Source organism: Chitinophaga sp. ARDCPP14 (assembly GCF_051362515.1).
Classification (GTDB): domain Bacteria; phylum Bacteroidota; class Bacteroidia; order Chitinophagales; family Chitinophagaceae; genus Chitinophaga.
The window spans coordinates 888,424-903,676 of record NZ_JBKIXB010000001.1 but is presented as its reverse complement, the minus strand read 5'-3'; the positions used below and the strand labels follow the sequence as shown (position 1 = coordinate 903,676).

Genomic DNA, 15,253 nt, shown 5'->3' with positions numbered 1-15,253 from the left:
CCACCACTGGCCTGCCGGAAAACTCCAACTTATTCATCATGGACTTATTTCAGTTAAAAGGAAAAACTGCGCTGGTTACCGGCTGCAAACGTGGCATAGGAAAAGCAATGGCAGTGGCACTGGCTACCGCAGGTGCAGATATTATCGGGGTTTCAGCCTCCCTGGAGCTGGAGGGCAGCGAAGTGGAAAAAGAAGTAAAAGCATTGGGCCGTAGTTTTAAGGCCTATCAATCCGACTTTTCCAACCGGACCAGCCTCTATACATTTATTAAACAACTGGAACAGGACGTCCCGGTAATAGATATTCTCGTCAATAACGCCGGCACTATTCTCCGTAAACCCGCCGCAGAGCACCCGGACGAGTACTGGGACGAAGTGATTAACATCAACCTGAACGCCCAATTTATCCTGACCCGCGAAATAGGAAAAGGAATGATTGCCCGTGGAAGCGGAAAAGTTATCTTTACAGCGTCTTTGCTCACCTTCCAGGGTGGTATTAACGTACCGGGATATGCAGCCAGTAAAGGAGCCGTAGGCTCACTGGTAAAGGCATTTGCCAATGAATGGGCTTCAAAAGGTGTAAATGTGAATGCCATTGCGCCGGGTTATATTGCCACGGATAATACGGCAGCCCTCAGGGCAGATCAGCAACGCAGCAGCGCTATACTGGACCGCATTCCGGCCGGCAGATGGGGTGAACCGGAAGATTTTGCCGGACCAGCAATATTCCTTGCCTCAAAAGCGGCTGATTACATACATGGTACAATCCTTACAGTGGATGGTGGCTGGATGGGAAGATAACAGGACATATTATAGCTAATAGCCTCTATACATGAGCAAACGTACCGAAAAAACAATTGTGGATATTGCTGAAGAGCTGAAGCTCTCCGTATCCACTGTTTCACGCGCCCTGAATGATAATCCTAACATCAGCGCACGTACGAAAGATAAGGTAAAGAAGATGGCCCGTAAACTGGGCTATCGTCCCAACGCCTTAGCCGCCGGGTTACGCAACAACAAAAGCAAAACCATCGGGCTTATTGTTCCGCGTATCTCTATGTTCTTTCCAGCTACCATCAGCACCATCATTCAAAACAAGCTGCAGGAACATGGATATAACCTGATCATCTGCCAATCCAACGATTCCTACGAACAGGAAATAGCACTGGTAAATACGCTGTATTCCGCCAGGGTAGATGGATTGGTGGTATCTACCACTTTATATACCACCGACTTTTCCCATTTCGATGTATTCAAGGACAACAAAATTCCGCTGATATTTTTTGACAGGGTACCGAAGGATTACAATGTAAAAGTAATTAAGGGAGATGATTACCTGGGAGGTTATACCGCCACTAACCACCTGATAGAAAAAGGCTGTAAAGACATTGTTCATATTTCCGGGCCGCTCAGCTGTAACCTGTATGTGGAAAGGGTAGCAGGGTATAAGAATGCATTACAGGAATCAAAACTGCCGTTTAAAAAAACGCGCGTATTTTATCACGAACTCACCCGCGATAACGCCTGGCAAACCTGTGAAAAAATATTCTCGCAACCTCCATTCCCCGATGGCGTTTTTGCATCTAACGATACAACAGCCATTACCATCATGCAGTATTGCCGGAAAATAAATGTAAGGGTGCCGGAAGACCTGAAAATAGTAGGGTATTCCAATGATCCCCGTACAGAAATCGTAACGCCGGCTGTTACCAGTGTAGACCAGTACCCGGCCATGATGGGAGAACGTGTGGTAGCCGCTCTCATGGAACTGATCAGTACCGCACCTTCCACTGTATCACGTTATTCACAGGAAATAATACCTATTCAACTGATAGCCCGCGAATCTTCTGCTGGTACAGCAAAGAACAGTGGAAAAAAGAAATGATCATACTATAATCACGTTATTATGAAGAAGAACCTGTTCTTTACGGTATTGTTATTGCCGGCATTTATAATGCAATCGTATGCGCAGGCGGGTAAAGCAGATAAAGCCCTACTCGCAAAAGCAGATGCCACCCTGCAATTCGCCGCCAGGCAGTACAAGCTGATGATGACGCATGTACCCGATAGTTTGCTGCCACGCAGCACCAGCAAAGATGGCAGTTTGATGACATCTAACTCCGGCTGGTGGACCTCCGGTTTTTATCCCGGTACCAACTGGTACCTTTTTGAATATACCAAAGATCCGGCCTTTAAAAACGAAGCCCTGAAGAGAATGGCGCTGGTACAAAAAGAACAGTACAATACCCACACACATGACCTGGGCTTTATGATGTATTGCCCCTTTGGCAATGCCCTCCGCATCACAAAAGATACCGCTTACAAATCCATTTTGCTCACCAGCGCAAAGTCATTGTCCACCCGTTTTAACCCGACCGTAGGTTGTATTAAATCATGGGATCACGGCGCATGGAAGTTCCCGGTGATCATTGATAACATGATGAACCTCGAACTGCTGAACTGGGCTACCCGCGAAAGCGGCGACAAAAAGTTTGCAGAAATCGCCCGCATACACGCTAACACTACGATGAAGAACCATTTCCGCCCGGACTACAGCTCTTACCACGTAGTGGATTACGATCCCGCTACCGGTGCGGTAAATGAACGTAAAACACACCAGGGACTGGCCGACAGTTCTGCCTGGGCACGCGGACAAGCATGGGGACTATATGGCTATACCCTTATGTACCGCGATACAAAAGATAAAGCCTACCTGGAGCAGGCCCGTCATATCGCAGACTTTATCCTGGATAACCCGCATATGCCGGCCGATCTCGTGCCTTACTGGGACTACGACGCGCCGGATATTCCCAACGCACTGCGTGATGTATCTGCTGCTTCAGTAGCCGCATCGGCATTGCTGGAGCTAAGCCGTTACACCAATAAAGCCGATGGTAAACGTTACTGGAATGCAGCAGAGAAAATGCTGACCAGTCTTTGCAGCCCGGCATACCTGGCGAAGGAAGGAGAAAACAATGATTTTATACTGATGCATAGCGTAGGCCACCTGCCTAATAAATCGGAAGTAGATGTACCGCTCACTTATGCTGATTATTACTTTGTAGAAGCATTACTCCGGTATAAACAATGGGCAAAATAATGCCGTAAATTTATTTGCATGGACAGACGTTTTTTTATCAAAGCTATTCCTATGGCAGGAGTGGCAAGTACTATAGGCTCTGAAAAGGGATTGCTGAAAGCGATGGCGGCTGAAAAGCCTGCACCCGATGACAGGGAGTATAATGTGGATCTGATGATTCGTATATGCCAGCCCGTTATTGAGCAACTGAGCAAAGGAAAACTGAAAGCCACCATGCCTACCGAAGTGGCGCCGAACTATGGAAAGCCGGTGGAGAAAGTAACCTACCTCGAAGCATTTGGCAGAACCCTGGCCGGCATTGCCCCCTGGCTGGAACTTGGACCAGACAACACGATGGAGGGAAGCAAGCGTATTGCCATGCTGGAAATGACCCACAAAGCAATAGCGATGGCAGTAGATCCTGCATCCCCTGACTATATGAATTTTACAGGCAAATTTGATGCACAACCACTGGTAGACGGCGCTTTCCTCGCGCATGGATTATTACGCGCACCAAAGCATGTATGGCGCAGGCTCACTCCCAAAACACAACAGCAGGTAATAGATGGATTAATCAGTTTACGCAGCATTAAAGCATTTACCAACAACTGGGTATTGTTCTCCGCCATCATTGAAGCCATGCTGCTGAAATTCGGCGCCGACTGGGACCGCAAACCAATTGACCTGGCCGTGCAAAAAATGATGGAGTGGTATAAGGGTGACAGTATGTATGGCGACGGCGCGCATTTTCACTACGACTATTACAACTCTTTTGTGATCCAGCCCATGCTGGTAGACGTACTAAAGGTGATGGCTGAAAAAGAAGAGGGGAGTAAAGCAAACTATGAGCTGGCATTAAAACGAATGCAGCGTTATGCCGCTATTCTTGAAAGGCAAATTTCTCCTGAAGGAACTTTCCCGGTAGTGGGTCGCTCTATGCCTTACCGCAACGCAGCTTTCCAGGCACTTGCGCAAATTGCACTGGAAGAAAAACTGCCGGAAGAAATATCGCCCGCACAGGTAAGGTGTGCACTAACGGCAGTGAATAAACGAATATTTGAGGTGCCCGGTACTTTTGATAAAAAAGGATGGATGCAGATTGGTTTCTGCGGGCATCAGCCGGAGATTGCAGATACCTATACCTCTACCGGCAGCCTTTATTTATGCAGCACCGGTTTCCTGGCGTTGGGCTTACCTTACGGCAGTCCGTTCTGGTCGGATCCGGCGCAGCCATGGACCTCAAAGAAAGTATATGCCGGAGCTTCTGTGAAAAAGGACCATGCTATCGACTATTAGAGAAGGGGCTGTTAAGTCAGCCACTTCTCATATACCAGCCGTACCGGCTCATATTTTTCCGATGCCAGGAACCGTTGCATACGATGGTTGTTCGCCAGCGTATATCTGACTATCCTGCGAACACCTATTGCTACGTATATCCGTTCCAGTTCTTCATTCAGCATCCTGTAAATACCCTGGCGGCGGAATTCATCTGCTACATAACCATCAGATACATAGAGGGTGTTACCCGTATAATCTTCAATCCGGCTGTCGTCCGGTTCTTCCGGATATGCAAAGATGAAGCCGGCTGGTTTATCACCTGCATAGGCCAGCAGGCAAGTGCCACCGCAGGTTTCCTGCATTTCTATCACATGTTGCATATAGTTGGATGCAATGCTTTCCCAGGTGGCCGTTTTCGGGAAAAATGCTTTTTCCGAAAGATGCAGCTGCTCCATCATGTTGTTGATGAGAGCATAGTGATCTTTTATTTGTATGGATTGGATGTTAATCATTTTCGTATAGTTGATAGCGTTATTCCGGTTTAACCGGGCTGCCTGTCCAGCTGGTACCAGGTTGTAATTTTTCTCCTTTCATTAATAACGACAACGGCGCAATATTTACATCATCGCCTATTTCACTATCGTACAGAATAATGGACCTTGCGCCAATGCTGCTTCTGCGGCCTACTTTAATGGGTCCTATCTTCATCACCCTGTCTTCAAACAGGTGTGTCTGCGGGCCGCTGTCTTCATTCAACACACTATCAGTACCTATTTCCACCATGTCAAATTCTGTAATATCTGCGGTATTCAGTAATACGCGGTGGCCTGTTTTTACACCCAGCAGGCGGAGTATTACCGGCAGCCACGGAGTCCCTTTCAGGTATTCCAGCAGGAATGGAATAGAGAGTGCTTCGTAGGTAGAAGTAATCGCTTCACTGCGCCATACATTGGATGTCCACATGGGGCTTTGTAAAGCCTTGTATTTGCCTACAAGAATCCATTTGAGCAGCACGGTAAAGAAGAATGCCGGCAGCCCCAGGAAAAAGAGATAATAGAAGGGGAACTGCAACAGGATCATCCACCAGGGTTCATCTGTTACAAGGTCATGGGCATAGGCAATGAACAGGATACTGCAGCAGATCACCACTGTTTCCGGGATGAGGATACGTATAAATTCAACCGTGGCCCTGGCCAGTTTGCGTTGTGCCGATGGATGGGTAGTGAGTTCCGGGGGAAAGAAATGACTTTCCTGGCGGCGTGGCAGCGCAATAGCCGGGGAGCCGAACCAGTCGCGGGCAGTACTAGCTGCCAGCTGTTCTTTGGAGGGTGGTGTGGATAACACGCCTATCAGCATATTCTCCGGCAATTCATAACCCTGTGGTATCAGGGCACTGTTGCCAACAAAGCTGGTATTATGTATGATCGTTTTTTCGAGTATCAGCTGTTGTCCGCGTACATCAGATTCGCCGAGTGTTACCGCATCTGCAATAAAGGCGCCGTCGCCTATTTCGAGTAAAGGATGGGTAACGCTGCTGGCGGTAGATACTTCGGTATTGCGGCCTATTTTGGCTCCCAGTGCGCGGAACAGCGAAGAAATATACACCGTGGCAAAAATAGGATGTATTACAATCAGCGATAGCGACATCAACTGGTCAGCAAACCATTTACGGGCATAAAATGCGCTGTAAATAGGATAAGTGCCCGGCTTAATTCCCCATTGCAGTAAACGGGTAAGCAGCACGGTTTGCGCGGTAAATAAAATAATATAACTCAGCGCCAGCGCCGGTGTGATCACCATATAATTGAAGTTATAATCCGGTGCGGCATTATCCATTTGGTTGAGGGTAATGATGGTAGGCAACAACGGCAATAGCACCGTAAATGGAAATACCAGCAGGAACAGCGAAAAGATAGCGCTGTATTTTCTTCGGGTAGCTTTTGATACCGGCAGGGGCTGTGGCAGCTCACTGATATTTTTAGTTACTTTTAGTACAGCCGGGCTACCCTGCCATACCTCGCCAGATTTCACAGTACTGTTGGCTGGCAGGAAACTAAGGTCCTGTAATTCACTCCAGGCTTCCATCACCGTGTCGCCGCCAATAACTGCACTGCTGCCTACGTATGCATGATCGCCAAGATACACGCTGCGTAGTTTCAGCCATCCATCTTCCACAAATGCATTATTGATGACGGCCTGTGAACTGATACTTACATCGCTGCCAATGGTAACAAGATCTTCTGCGCCAATGGTTACCGCGCCGAGTTGCGCATCCGGTGCTATTTTCACGCCCAGCATCCGGAGATAAGCCGGGTATAAAGGCGTGCCATTGAGGAATTGTGAAGGCATAAGGCGCTGGATTGTTTTTACCAGCCACCAGCGGAAGTAATAAGTACCCCATAATGGATAATCTCCTGCTTTCATTTTCCCTATTACCAGCCATTTGGTACTGATAATAAGCATGGAAAAGAGAGGCGGTAACAGGCAAAACATGATAAGAGCGGTAAGGATCGCATATCCAAGGTGGCTGGTATCCTGTTCCACGTAATAATATCCCAGGTAAGGGAGGAATATCTGCATGGCAAATAATCCGAAGATCACCAGTATGGCAACAGTTTGTGCTATCCAGCAGCTGAGATGACGCCACCACGGCACGTTATTAAAAACGCGGGGTGGCTTTGGAGCCGACTGTGGCTGTGCGGCCCATACATTTACCAGTTCCTGCAGGGGGCGGTGTATATAAATATCTTTGAGAGATGCATTAGGCACATTGGCCTCACGGCGCAGTCGTGATACAAAAGCTGCTGCAAGTAAGGAGTGTCCTCCCAGGTCGGTAAAAAAGTCCTGTTGAAGGTCGATGATTTTATCCGGAAATACCTTTGACAGGATAGCACTGATCCTGTCGGCTACAGGGGCGTCCGGATCAATGGCTTCATGAGTGGTTATCTGTGCAAAGGCCGCAGGCAGTGGTAGTGCTTTACGGTTTATTTTGCCGCTTGGCAGGCGGGGCATATCTTCCAGCGCTACGATGGTGCCGGGCACCATATAGGGTGGTAATACTTTGGCGAGTGCTGCACGGAGGAAGGATTCATCAAAAGGAGCATGATCTTCCTGTACAATATAACCTACCAGCTGATCCTGGTCGTTGCTGTCTTTTTTTACCGCCACTGCTGCTGCGGCAATGCCGGCAATAGCATGGAGCTGGTTTTCAATTTCCCCGAGTTCAATCCTGTATCCCCGCAGCTTGATCTGATCATCGAGGCGGCCCTGGAAGTCGATACTGCCATCCGGTAAAATAATGGCGGCATCACCGGTGCGGTACAGGCGTGAGCCGGGTAGTTCCGTCATGGCAGCTGGCTTATCCACAAATTTTTCGCGGGTCAGCTCGGGGCGGTCGATATACCCGTCGCCTACGCCGGGTCCTGAAATAACCAGTTCTCCGCGTTCGCCTACCGGGAGGATATCCAGTTTTTCGTCTACCACGGCCATGTTGTAATTGGGCAGCGGCTGTCCGATGGTGATATAATCTCCTGGCTTTAACGCTGCAAAAGTGGCGCTTACCGTTGTTTCCGTAGGCCCGTAACTGTTATAAAAGTGCCTCGGGGGTACAGCCCACCTGGATAGTACCTGTGGCGTACAGGCTTCGCCGCCGGCATTAATGAGGCGCAGCGTGGGGATATTATCGTCCATGATAGCGAGCAGGCTGGGAACGGCATGTAGTACGGTGATTTTTTCACGGCGCAATACATCGCCCAGTTCATCAATGGCTTTGGCGGTGGTGGCATCGGCCACCCAGAGCGTGGCGCCGGCAAAGTAACTCAGCCAGGTTTCTTCGCACCACATATCAAAAGATACGGAGAAGCCCTGGTACACCTTATCGGTGGCACGGATATTTAAAACGGTTTGTTCTGCCCTGATAAGGTGGCAAATCTGCCGGTGATTGATCGGGATGCCTTTGGGTTTGCCGGTACTGCCGGAAGTGTATAATATGTAAGCAAAATTTTCGGGTTGCGGTCCGGCGTTAAGGGTGAATATTTCAGTGCTGCCAGGTACCGGTGGTACTGATAACACCGAGGCTTCCAGCTGGAGGGGAACTTGGCTGAAGCAGGCCGCCGCCTTTACTTCTGTCAATACACCTTCTACTCTTTCTGCCGGCATCTCCCGGTCGAGGGGAACATAAGCCGCACCGGCTTTAATGATGCCCAGTATAGCCGCATGCAGTTCAAGGCTGCGTGGCCACCAGATCCCAACCACACTGCCGGGGCCTATTCCTTTGGATTGCAGGAATACGGCGATGGCATCGCTCCAGTGATCCAGCTGTTGATAAGTAAGTGTTTGTTGCTGGAATATCAGTGCGGTTTGATGGGCATGTTCCTGCACCGATTGTGAAAAAATATCGGCCAGCGTTTCATGATGAAGCAGCTCTGGCTGTTGGGGTCCTTTAACTATACTGTAAACATTCATAAGTTCGCGTTCCCGTAGGTACTTTGGTGTTTGGTATAGCAAAGTTAGGTGTAAGAATCGGAGCGCCGCCTTATAATACCCTTAAAAAAAATAGATTGTTTGGCAAAATTTGCGTATTATCTGGTAAGATTCCAGCGCTCACTGATAAGTATATACGGGCATTCCAGCACACATTGATCAGCCATCTCCGGGCACACCATCTTACCGGTTTACCGGCAGGTTTCTTTCCGGATTCATTGTTTTTTATGGGGAGGTCAGAAAACGCATGGATATTGGTATATGTAAAGGATTGATACTAAATATCGATATGTTTTTTAATGCAGACTCTAAACAAACAGGAAATTTATATATGAAAATGCAAAATTATTTTTTATTTTTAAGGTAACCTATTAAGCACTACTAAGCATCTGCGGGAGGATGTGTTTATAGCAACCAAAATCTGAAAAAGAAGTATCACAAACGATAAACTAACTTGATTAACATCTAAACCGGACGCTGATCTTCGTGAGAGAACTAATGCTCATGCCCTGCAGGCATGTTTGACGACGTTTATACAATGGTGATATTTTGACTTTTCTGATAAACTTTTTTTCCTCGTCTAACCGGCAGGCACTATTTAGTGCTGGTCCTTTTTTTCATAAGCAAAAACGGGGCTGTCCTACACAAGCGGGCAGCCCTTTGTTTTTTTGGACGCTGCCGGAATACCGGGCAGGTTATATCTCCCATCCATCAGTATTTCCTTTTTTGGCGGCTTCCCAGCCAATGATGGCGCTTTTACGTGTGCTTCCCCAATGGTATTGCCCGGTGTCGCCGGTGGCTTTAATTACACGGTGACAAGGAATCAGGAAGGCCACCGGATTCTGTGCCACCGCTGAGCCTACTGCGCGGGAAGCATTTGGGTTTTGAAGGGTTGTTGCCAGCTGTGAGTAGGTAGTTAAATTACCCATCGGGATTTTCAGCAGGGCTTCCCATACTTTCAGTTGAAAGTCCGTTCCCCGCAAATGCAGTTTTATTTCAGACAGCCGGCTCCAGTCCTGCGTAAAAATATACAGGGTGTTTTGCTGAATAAGGTCCACCATCTGGGTAAACTGTGCATGGGGAAACTGCGCGGTCAGCGCCTGCAGGGCGAGTTGCTGATCGTCTGCAAAAGCCATATGGCAGATGCCCTTGGACGTGGATGCCACAATGATATCACCAAACGGACTCTCTGCAAAACTGTAATTAATGCGTAATGCTTTGCCGCCGTTTTTATATTCTCCCGGCGTCATACTTTCTATATTGATAAACAGGTCGTGCAGGCGGCCGGTGCCCGAAAGCCCCGCTTCAAAGGCAGCATCGAACACGGTTACCTTTTCTTCTCTCAATATAGTTTTGGCGTAATCCAGCGTAAGGTACTGCAGGAACTTTTTAGGTGTTACCCCTGCCCATTCTGCAAATACACGCTGAAAATGAAATGGGCTCATATGTACGGCCGCGGCAATTTCCTGTAAGTCGGGCTGCGTTTTGAAATGCTCTTTTATATAGTCTATTGCCGTGGCAACGGTGTTATAATGATTCATAGCTTCAATGTTTTTAAACAAAGGTAGCCTCGTGAATATCGGTAAAAAACCCGGTTATTGCGATTGAAGAAGATTTTTAATAAGAGTTGAAAATTGATTAAATTAGAAAGGAAGTATTAACTATGCTACACCTGACCCGTACCCTCTTTATTTTACTGATCACCTGTTTACCCGTACATACGGCCGCACAACAAGCCGCGCCTTGCACATTTTTATTCGACCCTGCCGTGCTCACGGCGCAGAAAGCAGCCATCGCAACGCATCAGCCCGGAGCTGAAAAGGCGCTGCATGAATTACTCACGCGCGCCGACCGTGCGCTGCAACACGGTCCGTATGCGGTTACTTTTAAAAGTAAAGTCCCCCCGAGTGGCGACAAACATGATTACATGAGTGTAGGCCCCTACTGGTGGCCGGATTCCACCAAAGCAAACGGATTGCCATACATCCGTCGCGATGGAGTGACCAATCCGGAACGATATACGATTAAAGATGATTCTTATTTCAATGCCTTGTGCAACGATGTAAATGTGCTCGGTCTTGCCTGGTTTTATACCGGTAAGGAACAATACGCCACCAAAGCAGTGGCATTATTACATACCTGGTTCCTCGATCCGGCTACCCGGATGAATCCCAATCTCAACTACGGCCAGGCCATTCCTGGTATTACGGAAGGACGGGGTATTGGCTTAATAGATACACATGCTGTAATTGCATTGATGGATGGAATGCAGTTGCTGAAAGATTCGCCCGCCTTTCCGGTGGTGGAATACAAAAGTATACAGGACTGGTTCCGCCAGTTCCTTACCTGGATGCGTACCAGTAAAATAGGGAAGGAGGAGTTGGCAGCAAAAAATAATCATGGTACCTGGTACGATGTACAGGCAGTAGCCATGGCATTGTTCACCGGACAACAGGCGCTGGCAAAACAATTGCTGCTCACACAAACCAGGCAACGGATGGAACAACAATTTGAAGCCGATGGCCGGCAGCCGCTGGAACTCGAGCGCACCCTTTCCTGGAATTATTCTTACTTTAACCTGAAAGCATTTTTTGAACTGGCACTGATGGCGGAAAAGATAGATGTAGATCTCTGGAATTATGAAAGCCCCGGTAAGAAAAGCCTGCGTAAGGCTTTCCAGTGGATGCTTCCATTCGCAGCCGGTAACGCCGCCTGGCAATACCGGCAAATTAAGCCGATGCAGGCAGATGGCTACCTGGAACTTGCTGCCATCGCAGAAAAAAAATATCCGGATCTTGATCTGACGCTTCTCTGGAAAGCACATCCGAAAGACACCGGTTATGCCTATACGTTAACCGGATGGGGAGAATAAAAATTTCCGGTCGGTAATTGAATATATAAGCCGCTGATAGCTAAATGTTAGAGTGTTGGAAAATCGTTTTTGAAGAGATGAACGCAAAGTAATATTTATCACTGCGATGAAAAGTTAAATTTCTTTTTTATTTTTAAGTAACCAGTAAATCTGGCAACAAACCTTATTGTGAGTATTTGTACTGTAGTAGCAACCAAAGTTCTGAATCTAAACCTTAATTATTATAACTAAAATCTTAAAACTCGGGACTGTAGAGTCTTTTAGCTAAGTAATAACCTGGTCTTTGTTAATGCATGCCAATCCGGTTCATGAGCCGGAGCAGGATGTTTATTGCCAAAAATCCCGATACCACCATTGTAATTTTTATCAACAATTAAATCTAAACTGACATGAGGAAACTTCTACTCGTGCTGGCAGGTATGCTATTGATAGCAACCTCGCTGCTGGCACAGCATTCCCGCACTGTGAAAGGAAAGATAACAGACGATACCGGTAATGGATTACCCGGTGTTTCTGTGAGCTTACCCGGAGGCAAAACAGGCACCGTTACCGACGGAAAAGGCGAGTTCTCGCTTGCTGTGCCTGAAAACATCAATTCATTGAAAGTATCTTTTGTAGGATACGAAACAAAAACGCTGCCTGTCACAGGTAATACCACAGGCACCGTTATCCTGTTGCCCGATTCAAAAGCTATTTCCGAAGTGGTGGTAGTAGGATATGGTACACAACGTAAAAAAGATGTAACCGGCAGCATCGTCTCCGTTAAAGGTAGCGCCATCGCTGAATTACCGGTGCAAAGCTTTGAGGCAGGTTTAGGCGGTCGTGCCGCGGGTGTGCAGATCACGGTGCCTAACGGAATCGTGAATAACCCGCCGGTGTTCCGGATCCGCGGCTCCAATTCTATTTCCATGAGCGCCTATCCCTTAATTGTTATCGATGGAGTACCTGCATTTTCCGGTGATGTAGGCGCAGGTATTTCCAACTCTCCGTTGAATCCATTATCAAGCATTAATCCTGCTGATATTGCCTCCATAGATATCGCCAAAGATGCTGCTGCTACAGCCATTTACGGCAGCCGCGCTGCCAATGGAGTGGTGTTTGTAACTACTAAAAAAGGAAAGGCAGGCCGCCCGAAAGTAGTCTACGATGGCTGGGTAGGTACTACCAGGCCCACACGCCTGCCCACCGTATTGAATACGGAACAGTTTCTTGAAATGAAAAATGAGGCGCTGAAAAATGCCGGTAATGCTGATCGCTATGTAGCCAACCTCGATGCCAACGGTAAAGTGATTGATACCAAATGGATGGATGTGGTGTACCGCGATAAAACCATATCGCAGAATCACAACGTAAATGTTTCCGGGGGGTCTGAAAGTACCAGCTATTATTTTTCAGCAGGATATACCAAACAACAGGGTATTCTGAAAAAGAATGACTTCGCGCGCAAAAGCCTCCTGTTCAGCATTGACCAGCAATTGGGGAAATCATTTTCAATTGGTGCGCGGATGTCTTACTCCAATGAACAAAGCCTGATCTCGGGATCTTCCGGCTCGCTGGAAGGAGAAGCCTTTAACTCCGGCGGTCTTGCCCGTCTTGCTTTCCTCACTTCCCCGTTAGTATCCGCCTATAACAATGACGGAAGTTATAATATCAGTGGTTCCGGTATGAGTGGCGGAAAAAATACCCTGCCTATCGGTATCTACAATCCGCAGGTACTGCTGGATATGGACCATTCCAATACAGAAGCCAGTCACATCCAGGGCAATATTTACCTGCAGGTGAAACCTTTTGAGTGGATGACATTAAAAACCCAGTATGGCGCCGATTACATCCTGATGAACAACGATATTTATCTCAATAACATGTCGGGCGATGGCGTTTCTTCTAACGGTGATGTTAACAGTATTTATACACAAAACAAACGTTGGGTATGGACAAATACAGCGCAGCTGGATCGTTCTTTCGGCAATCATAACCTCAGCCTGCTGGCGGGTTTTGAGCAACAACGGGATGCACGCGAACGGTATGGTTTGCGTCGCCAGAAACAAATGGATAACTATTTCAACAATAGTGAAGGCGGCTGGCTCACAGACCTGTCGCGTTATTTGCTGCGCAGGGAAAATTACCTGTTATCTGCTTTCTCCCGTTTAAATTATAATTACAATGAGAAATATTATTTAAGCGCCAATGTAAGACAGGACCAATATTCCGCTTTTGGTCCCAACTTTAAGAAAGGTACTTTCTATGGTTTTTCCGCAGGATGGGAAATTACGAAAGAAGCTTTCTGGACCAATGCAGGTCTTAATAATGTATTCAGCAGTTTCAAGATCAGGGCCAGTCATGGTAAAGTGGGTAACTTCGCGGGCCTGGGCGACTACGATGCATTATCACTGTATAAGCCTGCTCCTTACGGTGGCAGTTCTTCTATTTATTTTAACCAGGCAGGTAACCCCGATCTGAACTGGGAAACCAGTAAGAAAACAGACATAGGATTTACTTATGGTATCCTGAATAACAGGATCAGTGGTGAGTTCTCTTATTACTATAATGATATTAACGGCTTAATCCTGTTTGTGCCGCAAATGCCATCTGCGGGCATTCCAATCACCAGCATCACGGCTACCATTGCTACCATTCCTACCAACGTAGGCAGCATGTACAACAGAGGAATGGAGTTCAGCGTAAACGCAGTGGCTATTGATAAGCGCGACTTCTCCTGGAACATCGGTTTCAATATTGCACATAACAAAAATGAAGTAACATCCCTGGCCGGCGATATTACTGCCATTCCTTTTGTTACCAGCAGCCTGGAACAAACCAGTATCAACAAAGTAGGCTATCCTGCCAGTATGTTGTATGTAGTGCGTACGGATGGTGTGGATCCTGCAACCGGCAGAAGGATCTTTATCAATGCCAACGGCGACAAGGTGTATTTTAATAATGCGGATGCCGTTAAGTATAAGTATGAAGATGGCAAAACAGCTCCTACAGTAGGTGTGAAAGATGCTGTGGCTTATAAAAATACCAATCCGAAAATACTCGGTGGCTTGGAGAATACTTTCCGCTACAAAGCTTTTGAGCTGAATGTATTGCTTACCTATCAAACAGGATTTTATGTGTACTACGGCAGTAATGCAGGGTTAAGGGATCAACGCTACTGGAATAACAGTACCGATGTGCTGAACAGGTGGCAGAACCCGGGTGATCAGACAGATATGCCGCGCGTAGTATATGGCGATAATATTTCCAATGGTTCTTCTTTTGCGATTGCTGCCAACGTTTTCAAAGGCGACTTTGTAAAATTAAGTACCGCTGCACTCACTTACCGCCTCCCTGATAATGTTGCAAGTGCTATCCGTTTGCAGGGCGCCAAAGTTTATGTGCGTGGACAAAACCTTGCGTTGATTACAAAGTACCCCGGCCCCGATCCGGAAGTTTCTTCCAATGGTAATAATGCTTCCGGTCAGGGTGTTGACCGTAACACGCTTGGTAATGGAAGAACGCTGACAGTGGGTCTTAATGTTAACTTTTAAATTGAAAGAA

General features: G+C 47.3%; 9 protein-coding genes. 6 read left to right on the top strand and 3 right to left on the bottom strand.

Annotated features, from left to right (window positions below; genetic code table 11):
* Positions 1-38 precede the first annotated feature (38 nt).
* From ACLHR0_RS03460 to ACLHR0_RS03445, 4 genes are read left to right on the top strand one after another with little or no spacing between them, the layout of a single operon-like run.
* Positions 39-800, top strand: a complete 762-nt coding sequence (locus tag ACLHR0_RS03460) for an SDR family oxidoreductase (RefSeq protein WP_436484768.1) — start codon at positions 39-41, stop codon at positions 798-800.
* A 31-nt stretch (positions 801-831) separates the two neighbouring features.
* Positions 832-1,884 (top strand): LacI family DNA-binding transcriptional regulator, encoded by a 1,053-nt coding sequence (locus ACLHR0_RS03455; RefSeq protein WP_436484766.1) that lies wholly within the window; start codon positions 832-834, stop codon positions 1,882-1,884.
* Positions 1,885-1,905: 21 nt separating this feature from the next.
* Entirely contained in the window at positions 1,906-3,099 is a 1,194-nt protein-coding gene (locus ACLHR0_RS03450; RefSeq protein WP_436484764.1) for a glucuronyl hydrolase, read from the top strand.
* Positions 3,100-3,117: 18 nt separating this feature from the next.
* Positions 3,118-4,374 (top strand): DUF2264 domain-containing protein, encoded by a 1,257-nt coding sequence (locus ACLHR0_RS03445; RefSeq protein ID WP_436484762.1) that lies wholly within the window; start codon positions 3,118-3,120, stop codon positions 4,372-4,374.
* Between the two features lie 11 nt (positions 4,375-4,385).
* Here ACLHR0_RS03445 and ACLHR0_RS03440 read toward each other — a convergent pair whose 3' ends face one another.
* The 3 genes from ACLHR0_RS03440 to ACLHR0_RS03430 form a co-directional block, all read right to left on the bottom strand.
* Positions 4,386-4,868: a GNAT family N-acetyltransferase gene (locus ACLHR0_RS03440; RefSeq protein ID WP_436484760.1), complete on the bottom strand. Its 483-nt coding sequence runs from the start codon at positions 4,866-4,868 to the stop codon at positions 4,386-4,388.
* Positions 4,869-4,887: 19 nt separating this feature from the next.
* Complete coding sequence (locus ACLHR0_RS03435; protein WP_436484758.1) at positions 4,888-8,820, bottom strand: Pls/PosA family non-ribosomal peptide synthetase; 3,933 nt, start codon at positions 8,818-8,820, stop codon at positions 4,888-4,890.
* 713 nt (positions 8,821-9,533) lie between these two features.
* On the bottom strand, positions 9,534-10,379 hold the full coding sequence (locus ACLHR0_RS03430; RefSeq protein ID WP_429044985.1) for a bifunctional helix-turn-helix domain-containing protein/methylated-DNA--[protein]-cysteine S-methyltransferase: 846 nt from the start codon (positions 10,377-10,379) through the stop codon (positions 9,534-9,536).
* A 122-nt stretch (positions 10,380-10,501) separates the two neighbouring features.
* Between ACLHR0_RS03430 and ACLHR0_RS03425 the strand changes: the two genes are divergently transcribed.
* On the top strand, positions 10,502-11,710 hold the full coding sequence (locus ACLHR0_RS03425; RefSeq protein WP_436484756.1) for an alginate lyase family protein: 1,209 nt from the start codon (positions 10,502-10,504) through the stop codon (positions 11,708-11,710).
* A 389-nt stretch (positions 11,711-12,099) separates the two neighbouring features.
* A complete protein-coding gene (locus ACLHR0_RS03420) occupies positions 12,100-15,243 on the top strand; it encodes a SusC/RagA family TonB-linked outer membrane protein (protein WP_436484754.1) in 3,144 nt (1,047 codons plus the stop codon).
* Positions 15,244-15,253: the final 10 nt, after the last annotated feature.